Source organism: Snodgrassella sp. W8124, assembly GCF_016100875.1.
In the GTDB taxonomy this organism is placed as follows: Bacteria; Pseudomonadota; Gammaproteobacteria; order Burkholderiales; family Neisseriaceae; genus Snodgrassella; species Snodgrassella alvi.
On the sequence record NZ_JACFRP010000001.1, the window covers coordinates 261,994 to 279,613 of the forward strand.

17 protein-coding genes and 1 tRNA gene are annotated in these 17,620 nt (G+C 42.6%); 10 read left to right on the forward strand and 8 right to left on the reverse strand.

Going from position 1 to position 17,620, the window contains the following annotated elements; translation table 11 throughout:
• Positions 1 to 380: 380 nt before the first annotated feature.
• From H3U73_RS10800 to H3U73_RS01165, 4 genes are all read right to left on the reverse strand, one after another.
• Positions 381 to 1,967, reverse strand: a complete 1,587-nt coding sequence (locus H3U73_RS10800; RefSeq protein WP_198189848.1) for a phosphoethanolamine transferase — start codon at positions 1,965 to 1,967, stop codon at positions 381 to 383.
• Positions 1,968 to 2,277: 310 nt separating this feature from the next.
• Positions 2,278 to 2,352: transfer RNA gene (locus H3U73_RS01155), tRNA-Arg, on the reverse strand.
• 48 nt (positions 2,353 to 2,400) lie between these two features.
• On the reverse strand, positions 2,401 to 3,375 hold the full coding sequence (locus H3U73_RS01160; RefSeq protein WP_084547548.1) for a polyprenyl synthetase family protein: 975 nt from the start codon (positions 3,373 to 3,375) through the stop codon (positions 2,401 to 2,403).
• Positions 3,376 to 3,813: 438 nt separating this feature from the next.
• A complete protein-coding gene (locus H3U73_RS01165) occupies positions 3,814 to 4,050 on the reverse strand; it encodes a hypothetical protein (protein WP_198190322.1) in 237 nt (78 codons plus the stop codon).
• 341 nt (positions 4,051 to 4,391) lie between these two features.
• On the opposite strand from H3U73_RS01165, the gene rplU reads away from it, so the two are divergent.
• The 3 genes from rplU (at position 4,392) to obgE (ending at position 6,303) form a co-directional block, all read left to right on the forward strand.
• Positions 4,392 to 4,700 (forward strand): 50S ribosomal protein L21, encoded by a 309-nt coding sequence (gene rplU / locus H3U73_RS01170; protein WP_025331258.1) that lies wholly within the window; start codon positions 4,392 to 4,394, stop codon positions 4,698 to 4,700.
• Between the two features lie 20 nt (positions 4,701 to 4,720).
• Positions 4,721 to 4,993, forward strand: a complete 273-nt coding sequence (rpmA, locus tag H3U73_RS01175; RefSeq protein WP_025331257.1) for a 50S ribosomal protein L27 — start codon at positions 4,721 to 4,723, stop codon at positions 4,991 to 4,993.
• A gap of 176 nt (positions 4,994 to 5,169) precedes the next feature.
• Positions 5,170 to 6,303 carry a GTPase ObgE gene (obgE, locus tag H3U73_RS01180; protein WP_198189850.1) on the forward strand — a complete coding sequence of 378 codons (1,134 nt, stop codon included), beginning with the start codon at positions 5,170 to 5,172 and terminating at the stop codon, positions 6,301 to 6,303.
• 88 nt (positions 6,304 to 6,391) lie between these two features.
• On the opposite strand, the gene H3U73_RS01185 is transcribed toward obgE, so the two are convergent.
• A complete protein-coding gene (locus tag H3U73_RS01185; protein WP_198189852.1) occupies positions 6,392 to 6,946 on the reverse strand; it encodes a hypothetical protein in 555 nt (184 codons plus the stop codon).
• A gap of 323 nt (positions 6,947 to 7,269) precedes the next feature.
• Between H3U73_RS01185 and H3U73_RS01190 the strand changes: the two genes are divergently transcribed.
• The 6 genes from H3U73_RS01190 to argJ all read left to right on the forward strand — a co-directional run bounded on the left by H3U73_RS01190 (position 7,270) and on the right by argJ (position 13,737).
• A complete protein-coding gene (locus tag H3U73_RS01190) occupies positions 7,270 to 7,779 on the forward strand; it encodes a HugZ family protein (protein WP_037392667.1) in 510 nt (169 codons plus the stop codon).
• Between the two features lie 86 nt (positions 7,780 to 7,865).
• On the forward strand, positions 7,866 to 9,395 hold the full coding sequence (ubiB, locus tag H3U73_RS01195; protein ID WP_198189854.1) for a ubiquinone biosynthesis regulatory protein kinase UbiB: 1,530 nt from the start codon (positions 7,866 to 7,868) through the stop codon (positions 9,393 to 9,395).
• A 237-nt stretch (positions 9,396 to 9,632) separates the two neighbouring features.
• The gene (locus H3U73_RS01200) at positions 9,633 to 10,394 is read left to right on the forward strand and encodes a phosphatidylserine decarboxylase (RefSeq protein WP_041878867.1); all 762 of its coding nucleotides are present in this window, start codon (positions 9,633 to 9,635) and stop codon (positions 10,392 to 10,394) included.
• Between the two features lie 75 nt (positions 10,395 to 10,469).
• A complete protein-coding gene (gene hflX / locus H3U73_RS01205) occupies positions 10,470 to 11,648 on the forward strand; it encodes a GTPase HflX (RefSeq protein WP_174832084.1) in 1,179 nt (392 codons plus the stop codon).
• Positions 11,649 to 11,675: 27 nt separating this feature from the next.
• Positions 11,676 to 12,458 carry a CDP-diacylglycerol--serine O-phosphatidyltransferase gene (pssA, locus tag H3U73_RS01210; protein WP_041878862.1) on the forward strand — a complete coding sequence of 261 codons (783 nt, stop codon included), beginning with the start codon at positions 11,676 to 11,678 and terminating at the stop codon, positions 12,456 to 12,458.
• 61 nt (positions 12,459 to 12,519) lie between these two features.
• A complete protein-coding gene (gene argJ, locus H3U73_RS01215) occupies positions 12,520 to 13,737 on the forward strand; it encodes a bifunctional glutamate N-acetyltransferase/amino-acid acetyltransferase ArgJ (RefSeq protein ID WP_198189856.1) in 1,218 nt (405 codons plus the stop codon).
• 52 nt (positions 13,738 to 13,789) lie between these two features.
• Here argJ and H3U73_RS01220 read toward each other — a convergent pair whose 3' ends face one another.
• Positions 13,790 to 14,149, reverse strand: coding sequence for a RidA family protein (locus H3U73_RS01220; protein ID WP_037391759.1), 360 nt, complete (start codon positions 14,147 to 14,149; stop codon positions 13,790 to 13,792).
• A gap of 257 nt (positions 14,150 to 14,406) precedes the next feature.
• Between H3U73_RS01220 and ybaK the strand changes: the two genes are divergently transcribed.
• The gene (gene ybaK, locus H3U73_RS01225) at positions 14,407 to 14,895 is read left to right on the forward strand and encodes a Cys-tRNA(Pro) deacylase (protein WP_025331248.1); all 489 of its coding nucleotides are present in this window, start codon (positions 14,407 to 14,409) and stop codon (positions 14,893 to 14,895) included.
• 67 nt (positions 14,896 to 14,962) lie between these two features.
• Here the strand turns inward: ybaK and H3U73_RS01230 are convergent, their stop codons facing one another.
• Both H3U73_RS01230 and H3U73_RS01235 read right to left on the reverse strand, forming a co-directional pair.
• Positions 14,963 to 16,000 carry an NADH:flavin oxidoreductase/NADH oxidase gene (locus H3U73_RS01230; protein ID WP_198189858.1) on the reverse strand — a complete coding sequence of 346 codons (1,038 nt, stop codon included), beginning with the start codon at positions 15,998 to 16,000 and terminating at the stop codon, positions 14,963 to 14,965.
• 244 nt (positions 16,001 to 16,244) lie between these two features.
• Complete coding sequence (locus H3U73_RS01235; protein WP_370570138.1) at positions 16,245 to 17,429, reverse strand: class I SAM-dependent methyltransferase; 1,185 nt, start codon at positions 17,427 to 17,429, stop codon at positions 16,245 to 16,247.
• Positions 17,430 to 17,620 lie beyond the last annotated feature (191 nt).

Sequence of the window (17,620 nt, forward strand, 5' to 3'; positions counted from 1 at the left end):
GATAAGTCTGACAAAATAATGTCAGACTTATCGTGTTTGTTTACAAAGAGAATAACTCTCTAATAAAAATTTATTTACCAAAAATATTACTAAGCGTTAAATAAGTATATTGATAAAATTGTTAAAAAATTTATGGTAGTAAGAGTAATTTTACTCTTATCAGTCTGCAACTGAATGTAAGTTTATGCAGAAAGTGGTTTCTAGCCAATAAAACAAAAGCTGGTTTCTGTAATATTAGAAATTGAAAATCTTCGAATCTAGCAGAAAATACAGCTATTTTTATAGCAAAAGAAATTAATTCAAAATTTTTAATCAATAAATTCCTATGAATGTATGACTAAATTAGTGATATTAATATATCCGTAAATGGAACTTATTTATTATTGATGTTTTATATTTACACTAGCCGAATTAACTTCAATATCAGTTATGGGAGGTTGATTTTTTACTAAATCAGAAAGACGTCTGTATTTTTTCCAGTAAATAATCGGATTAGAATTATCCGGAAGTTTATCAGCATAATAGAAGGTATAATTCTCATTCGTTACATTTGTTTTTATGTTAATGAAAGTAGAGTACAAATCAATTAGATTTAATCCGCTAATCACTTTTTTCACCAGAATATGTTTTTTTTCATCCGGAGCTAAATAAAACAATGGTACTTGGTATTCTTGTAATAAACCACCCAGATCATGAAAAATACGATCTGGTTCAACCGATAATCCGTGATCTGAAAAATACATTAATTTATATTTTTTTCCTTTCATAAGTTCTGTAAGTTTTTTTATAAATAAATCTAATTTTTCAATGCTTGCCACATAGCAGCCAGCTTGATTATTCAATTTAAAATTTGATTTAAAATCATTAATTTGCGAGCATATTGGTTCATGAGAGCCCATCATATGCACAAAAACTACTTTTTTGTTACTGTTTTTGTTTATTACTTCCGAAACAATGGGTAACATATGATCATCATCATTAAAGCTAGTATAGTATGGACCTTTTTTTAAAAATTTGGATTTATCAGTTGTACCAGCTAATGCAGAAAAAATATTATCTCCATATTCACTTGTGCCCTGATTGCTAACCCAGTAAGTCTCATACCCGGATTTTTTTGCTAAGGAAACGAAATTAATTTCCCAGTCAATCTTATTTTTCTCAGGATAAGCTTTAAATAAAGTTCTAGTTAAGGATTGTTCTGTATTCGGACCAGCAGCCACTAATCCATCAATAAAAATTCCATTAGCTGTATTTAAAAAAGGAGTAGTATTGAGAGGGTAGCCATATACGGATAAATAATCTTTTCGTACAGATTCACCGATTACGACTAAAAATATTTCTGTATTATCATCTTCATTTAACCGACTTACCCGTATATTGTTATTATTACTGCCAATATATTTTTTCATTTCTTCATGTATTGAATTTATTTCTTGATATGCAGATATGACATTTTTTAAAAATGCGCTATTATTTACTTCCAGGTGCTGATAAGAAATGCCGAGTAAAGTTATTATATAAAAGAATATAAAGCTCATTATTGAGACAAATTGTGAAGTTTTATTTTTCTTAATTTTTTGTGTTTTTATTATTTTATTTAAATAATAAATTAAACCTTGAATAAATATAAATACTACAGTAATTAAAATTTGCTGTTTAACAGCCATGAGATAACCAATAATTTCAAGTTTATTAGTTTGTAATAGTGGCATTAATAAATCAGCTGTTGGTTTGCCGTAATTTATCCCTGTAGGAAAATAAAATGATAATGCGGAAAACGTAACTAACAGACTTATTAGAGTAAATTTATTTGCCGAACTTAATATGTAACAACCTAAAAATAATAAACCAGTAGAAATAACTGTATGATCAAAATCATAGTAATAACCTAAACCATATACAAGAGCTAAAGTGGATATAATATATAAAATAGGTAATAAAACTAAGGCTGTTTTTCTGGTTATCACTCATATACCCCAATTATTTATTTAAAGCAGCTAGGTAAGAAATTTTACTATGTGCTTAAATAGTTTATTGATTTGTATTATGAAATTAATATTTGATTTCACTAAGCTGTTAATATTAGTTCTTAATGATAAATCTTTTTATCATATTATAATAAAGTTTTAGGTATAGTTCTCCGGTTTTAAATGAATCATAAGCCATTTGTTAATAAGCGACTTGTAAATAGTACATTGATAATATATATAAACACAGAGTAGAGATGATATTTTTTAATGTGTCTGTATCATCTAAGATGTATAAATAACAATTCTTTGGTCCCGCCGACAGGAATCGAACCTGTATCGCACGCTTAGGAGGCATGTGTTCTATCCGTTGAACTACGGCGAGACTTTTTAAAAACAGGGCTATGGCTGGAATCTGCCATAGCCCGCTATTTTAAGAGATTCGGGCTAAAGATGCCAAGGCTAAATCTCGCATAGCCTGGGTGGTTTCATTAACCGGTAACTCATTCAGGCAGTTAATTGCGGCATCTACGGCTTTTTTTGCCTGCATAGTGCAATAAGCCAGTGCATCAGAGTTGATTACGTGATCGTGAATTTTGTTGAAATAGCTGCGGTCGGCGTGTTCCAGAGCATGGCGTACATCGGCCTTGGCCGCAGCACTGCCCTGATTAAGCAGATAAATCAGCGGCAGGGTAGGTTTGCCCTCAGCCAGATCGTCGCCGACATTTTTACCAATGGTTTCTACATCACCGGCATAATCCAGTACATCATCGATAATCTGGAAAGCTGAACCAAGATATGTACCGTAATTTTTTAAAGCCAGTTCCTGTTGTTCTGTAGCCTTGGCAAGTATGGCACCTACCTGTGCCGCTGCCTGAAAGAGTTTGGCGGTTTTGTATTCGATTACCTGTAAATACTGTTCTTCAGTGACATCAATATTACCAATATTCATCAGCTGCATGACTTCACCTTCAGCAATGATATTGGTGGCTTCTGCCATCACTTTGAGAATACGGAGGCTGCCGGAGCCAACCATCAGCTGGAAGGCTCGTGTGTAGAGAAAATCGCCCACCAATACAGCAGCGGCATTGCCAAACAGATTGTTCGCAGTTTCCCGGCCGCGGCGCAGGTCGCTTTCATCCACTACATCGTCGTGCAGCAATGTGGAGGTATGGATAAATTCCACCATGGCGGCCAGTGAAAAAAGCGGGTCTTCTGTATAGCCCAGAGCTTTGCCGGCAAGGATGGTAATTATCGGGCGCAGGCGTTTACCGCCGGCACTGATAATATACTGGCCTATTTGTGAAATCAGGACAACTTCGGATTCAACAGCACGGTTGATTACCGCATTAACACGGTTTAAGTCTTCAGGCAGGTGTTTCTGGAAATAAGGCAGGTTCTCAAGCATGTGTTTAGTGTTTCTGCAACTGGTAATGATGATGTGTTTTAGCCATGTGTCCCCGAAACTGCCGGGCACTTTTGTGTATTATTATACTTGAAATTCATTTGGGAAATGAGAAAAGTTAGATTGGGTTAATAAAGATGCAATTGTGAATCGGACAGGTAAATTATGCTGGTGTATACACAAGCCGGAGCAGAAATTCTATGCTCAAAGCGGTGCATTCGTCACAAATGGTGGTATATCCGGCAGCCGGTTAACAGTTATGCTGTAATACTTGTAAAGTTTTTTTGCGTGTTTGTACGGTAGACCAGAGAGCAAATTTTATGACACTGAATAATTCAGCTTAAGTTTGAGTATGGTAAATTATTAATATAAATCAGTTATGTAGTACTTCGCCATTTTATCCATTAATTTACCGGAACTTAAAGCATTACTTGAAGAAGTTTATGCTAAAATAAATTGCATAAAATCAGGTGCATTACTAATCATGCCGGAACTGCCTGAAGGATAGGTTTCAGGATTAAATATGCGTTTCGGACTATAGGATAAAATCTCGTTATTCCAAGATTCATCTAATTGCATGCAATAAGGGCTTGGCATGGGTAATGGCTGCGATAAAGCATCATGATAGTGAGTATCTAGTTGGTGATTATCCGGTAAGGTAAAACCGGTATTTATCATATTTAAGGGAATGGTTATGGTGCTTTTTATTATTTCTTCTAATGACTGTTAAGTGACAGCAGTTAATACGCCATCTAAGACATCTAATGCCATAGTTTGAGTGGGCTTGCTTTGGCTGTGACTAGTCTGTGAATGTAACGGGTCTTGCATATGCTTGGCAACACTATAAATAGCTTTCGGTAGGGCTTAATTTTTAATTGACTTAACTAATCTGAGCTATATATGCCATGAGATATTTATTATTGTTTTGACAGTAAAATCATGCGTTGATATAATCGCGAATTCCGTTTTTTGCGGAAATTTAATTTTTGTTTTTAATTGAATTCCTATTGGAGTTGAGTATGTACGCGGTCGTAAAAACCGGCGGTAAACAATATAAAGTTGCCGTTGGCGAAAAATTAAAAGTAGAACAGATACCAGCAGAACTCGACAGCCAGATCGAACTGAATGAAGTTTTGATGATTGCTGACGGTGAAGCGGTGAAAGTGGGCACGCCTTTTATTGAGGGCGCTAAAGTAACCGCTAAAGTGGTTGCACATGGCCGTCACGATAAAGTACGTATTTTCAAAATGCGTCGTCGTAAACACTATCAGAAACGTCAGGGTCACCGCCAGAATTTTACCCAGATTGAAATCGTGGCGATTGCCTAATTGAGTGAAGGAATAACAGAATGGCACACAAAAAAGCAGGCGGTAGCTCCCGCAACGGTCGTGATTCAGAAGCCAAACGCCTGGGCGTTAAAGCCTTTGGTAATGAGCTGATTCCGGCTGGTTCAATTATTGTTCGTCAGCGCGGTACCCGTTTTCACGCAGGTGAAAATGTAGGTATGGGTAAAGACCACACTCTGTTCGCTAAAGTGGATGGTTATGTGGAATTTGCCGTTAAGGGCGCGCTGAACCGTAAAACCGTAAGTGTGCGTCCGTATACCGGCGCAGACGAGTAAGTTTTTACTGATGTTAAGCCCTGCCTTGTCTGGCAGGGCTTTTTTGTTATCAGGTCAGTTGGTGTGAAGAGGCAGCACAGATATTCTGTACTTTGGCTATAATCATGCTATGAGGTGTTCACAAGGGTATTACTGAGACTGGTTGCCCGGCATAAATATTGCAAACTGAGAATGATATGAAGTTTATTGATGAAGCAAAAATCGAGGTAGTTGCCGGCCGCGGCGGCAATGGTGCGGCCAGCTTCCGCCGCGAAAAATTTGTGCCTAAGGGCGGCCCCGATGGCGGTGATGGCGGCAGAGGCGGCAGTGTCTGGGCTGTAGCCGATGAAAATATTAATACTCTGGTGGAATATCGTTTTGTTAAACGCTATCAGGCCAAAAACGGTGAAAAAGGTCATGGTTCAGACCGTTATGGTCGCGGGGCTGATGATATTGAGTTGAGAATGCCGGTAGGTACGCTGATTCGTGATGTTGATACGGAACAGGTTGTGGCGGATTTAACTCATCATGGTCAGAGGGTATGTCTGGCTAAAGGTGGTAAGGGCGGCTTAGGTAATATTCATTTTAAATCATCAGTAAACCGTGCTCCTAAGCAGGCTACACCCGGTGAAGAAGGTGAAGCACGCAGTTTATTGCTGGAGCTGAAAGTACTGGCGGATGTGGGTTTGCTCGGTATGCCGAATGCAGGGAAATCTACGCTGATTAGTGCAGTTTCGGCTGCACGGCCAAAAGTGGCTGATTATCCCTTTACAACGCTGCATCCTAATCTGGGAGTAGTACGCAGTGATGACAATCACAGTTTTGTTATGGCTGATATCCCCGGTTTGATTGAAGGAGCTGCTGAAGGTGCCGGTTTGGGGCACCGGTTTCTGAAACATTTGTCGCGTACCGGTTTGCTGCTGCATGTGGTGGATCTGGCTCCTTTCGATGAAGGTGTGGAACCGGCAGCAGAGGCGCTGGCGATTATTGAAGAGTTACGTCGTTATGATGAGGCTTTGCACGATAAGCCGCGCTGGCTGGTGTTGAATAAAATTGATATGCTGGCTGATGATGAGCGTGCCGAACGTGTGGCTCAGTTTCTGGCAGATATTGGCTGGGATCACCCGCAGCCGGATGATCAGTTTGAATTTGATCTGACAACCCCACGGGTATTTCAAATCAGTGCACTGGCGCGTGAGGGTACGCAGGAGCTGGTGCAGACCATACAGCGTTATCTGGATGCAAAGCATGAATTACTGGCAAAACAGCAGGCTGAACAACCTGTTATGGCGGAAGTGCCGACTACAAACGGGCTGATACAGCCGGAATAATTCTGCTATCCGGATAACAGATACAGCCACCTGTTGCAGGTGGCTTTTTTGTATTGGAATGAATCAGAAAATTGATGGTACTGAGAAATTAGTTTGTCTTATCTTTGACAGAACGGCGGCGGATAAAACGATATATCAATTGCAGGAGCAAGACGCTGACTAATGCCAGAACGGCAGCCATTGATATCTGGTCTATTGCATATACCGTTGATTTTATCGGTGTGACTGTGCCGGCTGTAGCCTGATAGGTGGCAATGGTAATGCTGCGTGATGTACGCAGGCTGGTTCGTATCAGCTGTTGTTGTGCGTTTTGTTCAATAACTTTATAACTAAAGGTATCGTTATCATTTTTCTGTTTACTGCCGTCAGGCTTTTTAGCCAGAAAAGTGGTATTGGCCAGTGTGTGCTGCTGAACGTAAGAATAGGGCAGAGCAAGAAAGGAGCCGTCCGGTTCAAAGGCTGCAATAGTCAGATCGGGGTGCCATGGTTTGTGATTGGCCGTAGTTCTGCTGTCCTGACCGGCAAGCAAGAAAATAAATAAAATAAAGAAGCCGCAAAATAAAATCAGTTTAAGCAGTCGCTGTTTAAACTGACCGGAACGCTTCTGAGGCTGACTGGCTGCCGGATTATGCTGAGTACTCATGTAACTAACCACTGCTGATTGATTAAATTCAGCCTGAATAATGGCTGAAAGGTAATTTTACCTAATTTTTGGCCTGTGAAAGCTTATTATATTGTTATTAATACTCTGATACAGGTAAATCATTACCGATTTTATTGATTTTAATGGCATTCTGATTTAGTGATTTATTTGTGTTCATCTTTTTTTTCTGTGCCCGGTATGTTTGATAATGATGCCTTGCCGATGATAAATAATGGTATGACGGTCAAATGGAATTTGAATTTTCAGATGGAAATTATTATCATTAATTTTGGTTATTGTTAATCTGATACAGGAATGAGTGTATGAGTGAGCAACAGAATGTCGCTGAGCTTCAGGCTGCTGTAACACGTTTACAGCAATTAAATTCTCTGGTTCTGGCTACGGTAGCACAGGATGGTACCCCTCAGGCAAGCTATGCGCCTTTTGCTGAATATGATGGTTGTCTGTATATCTTACTATCCGGTCTGGCTCCGCATACACAGAATTTGCAGCAACAGGAGCAGGCCAGTGTGATGCTGATTGAAGATGAAACTTCGGCACGCAATATTTTTGCCCGTGCCCGGCTGAATTATACGGTATCGGTTACGGTAATTGAAAAAAACACAGCTGATGGCATTGCCGCTTTACAGGCAATGAAAACAAAACTGGGCAATACAGTAGATGTGCTGTCTGAATTGCCGGATTTCATGCTGTTTCGTCTGCAACTGGAAAAGGCTCGCCTTGTAACCGGCTTCGGTCGCGCTTATGTCTTTATGCCGGGTAAGGTTGATGGTGCAATACAGCTGACTGAAAAGAATGCTAAAACAGTGTGATGCCGCTGTGCGCAGCGATTGCTCGGTAAAGGTGGTTAAAATCCCGTACAATAGTCGTTTTATTCGGATAAACCGGAGCTGCGTGCATGTGGTGTTGGCCTAAACGAATTTGGGTAATTATCCATACGGTGTATGTATATGGTCTGCTGGATCTGGTTCAGCAGCATGTACATCCGTCATGGCTGCAAAGGCTGATACGTTTACTGCCGCGCGGACGCAAATACCGGCAGCTGGATGCAGCGGTACGGTTGCGTCTGGCTTTGGAAAGTCTGGGGCCGATTTTTGTTAAATTTGGTCAGGTATTATCCACCCGGCCGGATATAATCCCTGCTGATTACGCGCGTGAGCTGGCCTTGCTGCAGGACAGGGTGCCGCCGTTTGCCAGTGATGTGGCAATCCGGGTGATTGAAACTGAGCTGGGCAGGCCGCTGGCGGAAATTTACGCCCGCTTTAATCCGCAGCCGGTAGCCAGTGCGTCTATCGCTCAGGTTCATGAAGCCTATTTATTCAATGAGGTCGGTGGTATCGGTCAAAAGGTTGCAGTAAAAGTTCTTCGTCCGGACATCGCGCCGGTTATTGATCAGGATTTAGCTCTGATGGCTGTAGGAGCGCGCTGGGTAGAATGGCTGTTTGCAGATGGCAAACGCTTAAAACCACGCGAAGTAGTCGCAGAGTTTAAGAATTATCTGCATGATGAGCTTGATCTGATGCGGGAAGCCGCAAATGCCAGCCTGCTCGGGCGGCAGTTCAGTAAAAGCACTATGCTGATTATTCCGGCTGTTTACTATAATTATTGTGCGCGTCGGGTGCTGACAATTGAATGGATGGACGGTACTCCGGTTGCCAGTACCGATAAGTTGCGTGAAAAGAATATAGATTTGCACCAGCTGGCACGCTATGGGGTAGAAATATTCTTTACTCAGGTATTTGACAACGGTTTTTTCCATGCGGATATGCATCCGGGCAATATTATGGTTGCAGATGACGGCAGGTATATTGCACTGGATTTTGGTATTGTCGGCACGTTAACAGATTATGATAAGCGCTATCTGGCAATTAATTTTCTGGCGTTTTTCAATCGTGATTATCATCGGGTGGCTACTGCGCATGTGGAATCAGGCTGGGTACCGGCAGATACGCGGGTGGAGGAGCTGGAAGCAGCGGTGCGTGCTGTATGTGAACCGATTTTCAATAAACCGCTGGCAGAAATTTCTTTTGGTATGGTGCTGATGCGGTTGTTTGAAACCAGTCGTCGTTTTAATGTAGAAATTCAGCCGCAGTTGGTGCTGCTGCAAAAAACATTACTTAATATAGAGGGGCTGGGAAGACAGCTGGATCCTCAGCTGGATTTATGGGCAACTGCCAAACCGTTTCTCACCCGCTGGATGCATAACCAGATTGGTCTGAAAGCGCTATGGAAAACGCTAAAGCAGGAAGCACCGGACTGGGCGCAAATGCTGCCTGCACTGCCGCGTAAGCTTAATGCTCTTGTAGATGAAAAGCGTCAGCTTGAATGGCGTGATGCCTATATTCATCTGCTGCGTACGCAGCGGCAGCAGAATTTCTGGCTGGCGGTAATTGCTCTGGTGATGCTGGCAGTTTTTCTTTTTAAATAAAATTTAACTGTGTTTTCAATGTAAAGTTGTCGGATATCAGCTTGCGGTGCTGAGATGGTAACCGTTATGGTTCAGCTGGTCTTTGGTTAATAATTGTACTGTTTTTATATTGTTCTTATGCTGAAATCTGCTTATAGTTATATGCGGTGCTTTAAGGTACGGATTTCGGGTTATAATTTTGTCATTGTTTTAGCTCGCGGTTCATCCGCAGTATCTCATCTGTAAAGGAGTAGCCTTGTGTCGCGTGTGTATCCTTATCCTTTGATTGCTAAGGAAGGCTGGCCGTTTATTATTGGTAGCCTGGTGCTGAGCATATTAACTTTTTTCTGGTGCGGATGGTGGTCGCTGCCTTTATGGGTGCTGACAGCATTTGTGGTGCAGTTTTTTCGTGATCCTGCCCGTGATATTCCTGCAAATCCTGAAGATGTGCTGAGTCCGGCAGACGGACGTATTGTGGTTGTGGAAAAAACTACCGATCCGTACCGTGGTGTGAATGCTCTTAAAATCAGTGTATTTATGAATGTATTCAATGTACATTCTAACCGCAGCCCTATTGATGGCAAAGTGGAACGTGTAGATTATTTTAAAGGCAGTTTCCTGAACGCTGCGCTGGATAAAGCCAGTGCACAAAATGAACGTAATGCAGTCCTTGCGGTAACCAAAACCGGCCGGCCGGTAACATTTGTACAGGTTGCAGGTCTGGTAGCACGGCGTATTTTGTGCTACGTAAATGCGCATGATTTATTACATCGCGGTGATCGCTATGGTTTTATCCGCTTTGGTTCGCGGGTAGATGTTTATTTGCCGGAAGATGCTACTGCGCTGGTGGCTATTGGTGATAAGGTCAGTGCCAGTAGTACAGTACTGGCAACTTTGCCATTGCAGGCTCCTGATATCAGTGCTGAACCGCAAAGTAATACTGAAGAGCATGCAGATCTGGTCACAGAAGCTGCTAACCGGGCAGCAGCTGCCGCACGGCATGTACTGTCTCAGGAATAAAGGCTATTAATTGTTATACAGGCTGTTTGCCCTTTATAAGGTCAGGCAGCCTGTTGTCGTTCAAACCGGTAAATGATGAGCAGATTCGATAAGACCAATTTATCTGAGCAGCAGCCAGAACGGGTGCTGCTGGTAGGGGTATTGCTGGATAAGGATTTTCCGGTTGCTGCCGGGCGCCGGACAGTATTGTTTGAGTCGGCACTGGCTGAAGCTGAGGAACTGGTACGTGCTACCGGAGCAGATTTAGTGGAAGTTGTTCCGTGTAAACGTCAGCAGCCGGACAGTGCATTGTTTGTGGGTAAAGGCAAAGCAGAAGAACTGGCACAAACAGTAGCTGAAGCCGGAATTGATCTGGTGGTCTTTAACCATGCGCTGACGCCTACGCAGGAGCGTAATCTTGAAAGACTGCTCCAGTGCCGGGTATTGGATCGGGTTGGCCTGATTCTCGCTATATTTGCCCGCCGTGCACAAAGTCAGGAGGGGCGCTTGCAGGTGGAGCTGGCTCAGCTGGTTCATTTATCCAGCCGGCTGGTGCGTGGTTATGGTCATTTGCAGAGCCAGAGAGGCGGTATTGGTTTACGCGGCCCGGGTGAGACACGTCTGGAAACTGACCGCCGTCTGATCAGGCAGAAAATTACCCGTCTGCGCCAGCAATTGCAGCAGGTGCGCCGGCAGCGGGCAACTCAGCGTAAAAGTCGGTATCAGGGTACACTGCCGGCCTTTGCGCTGGTGGGCTATACCAATGTAGGCAAATCCAGTCTGTTTAACCGTTTAACCAAAGCTCAGGTCATGGCAGAAGACCAGCTGTTTGCCACCCTGGATAATACAGTGCGCCGTTTGTATCTGAATGACCAGACCAGTGTTTTATTATCCGATACAGTCGGTTTTATTCGCGATTTACCGCACGGACTGGTAGCTGCTTTTGCGGCGACACTGGAAGAAACTGCGCTGGCTGATGTACTTCTGCATGTGGTGGATATTACCCATCCGGAATTTGAGCGGCAAATAGATGCTGTGAATACGGTATTACAGGAAATTGATGCAGAAAACATACCGCAGCTGATTATTTATAATAAAATTGATAAATTGTCTGCTGAACAAAGAATGCAGGGAATTGTGCGTGATATACATGGACGTCCGCAGGCTGTTTATATATCGGTACAGGATGGCAGCGGACTGGATGATTTACGTACAGCTATGATAGAAATGGCAGGTATGAAATATGCACAACATAATAAACAGGATGAGTATTAATATTGCCTGTTGAGGATTTAGCTGAATATGACTCAAGAAAAAAATGATGTAATTAAACCAAATCGCCCCCATCGTCCGAACCGGCGCCGCCGGCTGCGTGATAACAGTATTTATTTGTTGCCTAATGCATTTACACTGGCGGCACTGTTTGCCGCTTTTTATGCCATTACTCAGTCGATGCATGGTCATTATGAAGTTGCAGCAATTGCGGTATTTATTTCTATGCTGCTGGATGGCATGGACGGTCGGGTTGCCCGTTTAACTAACAGTCAGAGTGCTTTTGGTGAACAGCTCGACAGTCTGGCTGATATGGTAAGTTTCGGGGTGGCACCTGCCTTGATTGCGTATAAATGGCAGTTATTTCATTTTGGTAAAATTGGTTACTCGGTAGCATTTATTTATTGTGCCTGTGCGGCCTTGCGGCTGGCATTGTTCAATACTCTGATTGGTAAAGTAAGTAAGAAATGGTTTATCGGAATTCCCAGCCCGACGGCAGCTGCACTGGTAATCGGCTTAATCTGGGTAAGCCATACTTTTCAGGGTTTACCTCATGTAGACTGGCTGTGCCTGATTATTACTCTGTTTGGCGGTTTATCCATGGTGGTTCAGATACCTTTCTGGTCATTCAAGGAAATCAATGCTTATCGTAAAGTACCTTTTTTTGTAATGATTCTGGCTGTTATTGGCTTACTGGTAGTGACATGGGAACCATCAGTAGTACTGTTTGCCTTTTTCCTGCTCTATAGTTTGTCCGGTTATGTGATGTTTATCTGGCGCGTGCTGACTAAACGCAAATTTCAGCCAGAATAATGATGAGCACTTTCTGTTGCTGAAAAAAATAAGCTGATATATTGATTAAAGGAGAATAGTAATGGCAGTTAATTTGTCCGTGCCTGGTGATGAGCAGATTTTAGCCATTGACGGCGTGCAGGTATTTGTCGGACAGGCCGGAATCAAAAAACCGGAACACGATGATTTAACGCTTATTGTGCTTAACGGGATAAACAGCATTGGCGCTGTATTTACCCAAAACCGTTTTTGTGCTGCACCGGTGCGGATTGCTAAACAGCATCTGGCTACAGACGCCGGAGTGCGTGCACTGGTAATCAATACAGGTAATGCCAATGCCGGTACAGGCAAACAAGGGCTGGATGATGCGCAGTTGATATGTGACAGGGTTGCACAGCAGATTGGTTGCAGTGCATCAGAGGTTTTACCGTTTTCTACCGGTGTGATTCTCGAACCCTTGCCGGTAGATAAAATTGTGGCTGCTTTGCCGAAAGTGAAAGTTGTACACTGGCCGCGGGCTGCTGCTGCCATTATGACTACGGATACTGTTCCTAAAATGGCCAGCCGTACGGTTTATATTGACGGGCATAAAGTACGTTTCACCGGTATTGCCAAAGGTTCCGGCATGATTCATCCAAATATGGCTACTATGCTCGGATTTGTGTTTACTGATGCGGCTATAGCCCAGCCATTATTGCAGCAAATGGTAGCTGAAGTGGCAGCCACATCTTTTAATGCGATTACTGTTGACGGAGATACTTCTACCAATGACAGTTTTGTGGTGGTAGCCACTGGTAAGTCTCAGCTGGGGCGGATAGAGTCAGTAGCCGGAAAGGATTACTTAGCAGTCAAAACTGTACTGGCTGATCTGGCACTGGAACTGGCACAGGCGATTGTACGTGACGGTGAGGGTGCAACCAAGTTTATTACTATTGATGTACGCAATGCTCTGACTGAAGCAGAGGCCAGACAGGTAGGCTATGCTGTTGCCCGTTCACCATTGGTAAAAACAGCTTTTTATGCCAGTGACCCGAATCTGGGGCGTATTTTATGCGCAATCGGTTATGCAGGTATTGCTGATTTGGATGTGGCAGCAATTAAGGTATATCTGGGTGAAGTGCTGGTGGCAGAAAATGGAGGACGGGCTGCCAGCTATACAGAAGAGGCTGGTCAGCAGGTAATGGCACAGAATGAAATTACAGTAACCATTGATCTGGCACGTGCGGAAGCACGGGCAAAGATTTACACTTGTGATTTATCCAGAGAGTATGTGACGATTAATGCCGATTATCGCAGCTAAGCTGTACTGAATCAGCAATTACTGAACCCGCGTTTAACGCGGGTTCAGTGCTTTAAAGGATTTCTTTTTGTACAGCTGTTAGTTTGATTTCTACTTTCCAGTCTGGGTTAGCCAGAGCAGCCTGTATACAGGCTCGTGCCGGCGCTCTTCCCGGTGTAACCCAGTTATCCCATGCCTGATTCATGCCTTCATATTCCTGCATATTGCTCAGGTAAATTACAGCTTCACAAATATGCTGCTTATCACTGCCACATGCTTCCAGAATAGTATCTATCTGTGCCAGAACATTGGCAGTTTGCGCTGTGATGTCGGCATCTTCATTAGTCGGAACTTGTCCTGCAAGAAATATCAGGCCGTTAACAATGGTGGCTTCTGCCAGGCGGTTACCGCTCTCGTAAAATTTAATACTCATAAAATTCTATACCCATATACTGGTTCTTGTGAAAATAGCCTGAGCTACAATGTTATCTGTTAATGCAAGAATTTATTTTGTGGCCGGGCAATACTGGACTGAAAAAAAAACAGACAGCAAAAGAATATAAGCAATACCTTTTTATATCAATACAATCTTCTGAATCTATCGAGATATCGCTATATGATAACCATCATTTTTCACTAAGTAGTAAAATAATAATCCGTTATCTTTGCCTGAGTTGATGAGAATAATTGATGAGTAAAAGTAAATTTCCGGTTACTCCTGCTATCCGTTTTTTGCGTGCTCACCAGATACCGTTTGAACCGCGTGAGTATGCTTATGTCGAGCATGGCGGAACAGCACAGTCAGCATTAGCGCTGGGCGTAGACGAGCATGCAGTGATTAAAACCATTGTGCTGCAAAATGAGCATAAGCAAGGTTTGATTGTGCTGATGCATGGCGACCGGCATATATCTACCCGTCAGCTGGCACGTGAACTGGGTATGAAGCATATAGAACCAGCCAGCCCGCAGCAGGCTAATAAATGGACTGGTTATCTGGTTGGTGGAACCAGTCCTTTTGGCAACAAGGCCGGATTACCGGTGTATGTTGAAAAAAGTATTTATTCTTTGCCACTGATTTATATTAATGGGGGTAAGCGTGGATTTCTGGTACAGATGCAGCCAGAATATCTGGCCTGCCTGCAGCCGCAATCAGTGCAGGTGGCAACAGAGACGGAATAATATTGACTAATTAACACAGGCCGGACGTGAAAGTCTGGCCTGTTTGTTTGCCGGTTAATAAAAATTTTTATTTAATTAGTCCGCGCTGATAAGAGTTATTAAAAGGCTGATAATTATGATCATGCAGCAGCTGGGCTGCTTCGGTTAACCAGTTGGTATTACGTAATAACACCCTTCCTTCCATAATCAAATCTGCCTGACCGGTTTGTAAAATATATTCAGCCAGATCAGGGCTGTCAAGCAGGCCAACGGTCGCTACCGGAATATTGACTACTTGCTTCATGGCAGTCGCAAAAGGTGTCTGATAACCGCCATGCACCGGGATATCCGGAGCGTAATCCATAACACCTCCGGTGGATACATCGATAACATCTATGCCGTCACGTTCTAGCCACTGACATATTTCCTGCCAGTCGGCAATACTGTTTTGCTGACCGGTTTTATCATAGTCGGATAGAGACATGCGTACCCATAATGAACCGGAAAATACTGCACGCATTTCGAGAGTAATTTCGTGCAGCAAACGATAACGATTCACTAAAGAACCGCCATATTCATCGGTACGCTGATTGCTCAGCGGTGAAAGAAATTCACTGATTAAATAACCATGTGCAGCATGGATTTCAATTACATCCACACCGGCTTGCCGGGCTCGTCTGGCTGCAGCGATAAAATCTTCTTTGATTTGTGTGATTTCCGGTTTAGTCAATGCTTTTGGCGTTTTCGAGCTGCTATTAAAAGGAATAGCACTGGGTGCAACCGGCTGCAATGCATCTGAAGCTTTACGTCCGGCATGTGCCAGCTGCACACCTACTTTGCTGTTCAGATAATGTAGTGAATCAACCAGCTGAGAGAATTTTTCTGTCTGACTATCATCCCATAAACCTAAATCGTGTTTGGTAATCCGTCCGTCCGGCTGTACGGCAGTGGCTTCTATAATAATCAGACCGACATTGGCAATGGCACGTGCGCCATAATGTGCAAAATGAAAAGGTGTAACGATGCCGTCTTCCTTTTTTACTTCATACATGCACATTGGTGCCATAACTACCCGGTTTTTCAGATTTAAATTACCAATGGTTATAGGAGATAATAATAATGACATTGATTGTTCCTTTTGATTATCTGATTCCTGATTGGGTGCAGTAAGTAATGTATAAAAACAATATTCAGATTATTTTTATTGATTTATTACTTCTTATCCAGTTCTCTGAATGATATCCGACAGGCAGATACAGCCTGCTATCAGCAGATATTTCATCAAGTTCATCATATAATAATATCTTGTTTGATAAACATAATTAATTATTATTTACTTACAAATAAAACTTATTTGTAATTTAAATTATCTATAATTTGTGACACAAATCCCCATATATGAATCCCTGCCAGTCTACGTCAATATCTTTTCCAAACGCGATGACTTTAAATAACTCGCCCATTTCATGTGCATCCAGCAGGGTATGACAGGCTGAAGCAGTCTGAATGTATGCATTTTCTTCCGGTTTGCCGGTTTTTGCGAGTAATTCGGTTATACCCAGATTAAGCAGAAATGTTGCCTGATTGGTATAACCAATTAAGTCCAGATGATTATCAATGCCGGCATCAGCAATACGGGTGAAATTAACATGAGCGGTTAAGTCAGTGAGTCCGGGATAAAAGAACGGATCATGGACGGTATGATGCCGGTAGTGGCCGATTAACGTACCCTGACGGCGCTGAACATGATAATACTGTGCTGCGTCAAAACCATAATCAATCCATATCATTGCTCCGCGTTTCAGCTTTTGTGCCAGTGTTGCTACAAAGGCATATTGTTGTGGATGCAGCTCAGACTGATAAGGTTCTGCTGTATCAGGGAAAGTTTCCATGACCTGTTGTATTGCTGCGCTGCTAGCAGGTTTATCCTGCCAGATAAACTGGTTATCCAGCCAGCTAACGCCCATTTCTGTTATCAGATTTGCCTGACGGAGATAGACCGGAACAGGCATGGCATCCAGAACTTCGTTTCCTATCAGGATACCGTCAAACTGTTCAGGTAACTTAGTCAGGTGTGTAACTTTATGTATCTGATCAGGTGCATGAGTCTGAATATATTCTCTCTGACGCTGCGCCAGTTCTGCAGAAAGTTCAATAATGTAATAGTGCTGAAAGTGCTGGCTGTGCAGAGCTGGTAATACAGATGCTGCCAGATGACCGGTTCCTGCACCGAATTCATAAATATTGCCTGCTGTTTGTGGCAATAGTGCATCTAATTGATGCGCCAGCGTCTGCCCGAACAAAGGAGTCAGAACAGGTGCAGTAATAAAGTCGCCATCACGACCGAATTTTTGTGCTCCGCCGGTGTAATAACCATAGTCAGGTGTATACAGTGCCATTTGCATGTAGTCGGCAAAAGAAAGCCAGTTATTTTGCTGCCGGATTTTCTGCTGAATAAGTTCAGACAATTTCTGCGAACTGATTAATGCGGCTTTTTCAGGAGTGGGTAAATTATCCATAGGATAGATGATGGAAATTGTAAAGAAGATGGTCATTATAAACGCTGATTTTGGCTTATGTTGACCCTGGTCAAGTATCTGAAAAGGCACATAGGGACTGGATTGGATGATTAGTAAAATAATGATTTGATTTAAATATATTTTTGTATTTTAGATTGCTTTTATTCGGCTTCGGAATTTGACTGGATTACATTGACCCTGTATGCAAAATTGCCTTATAGTGTGAA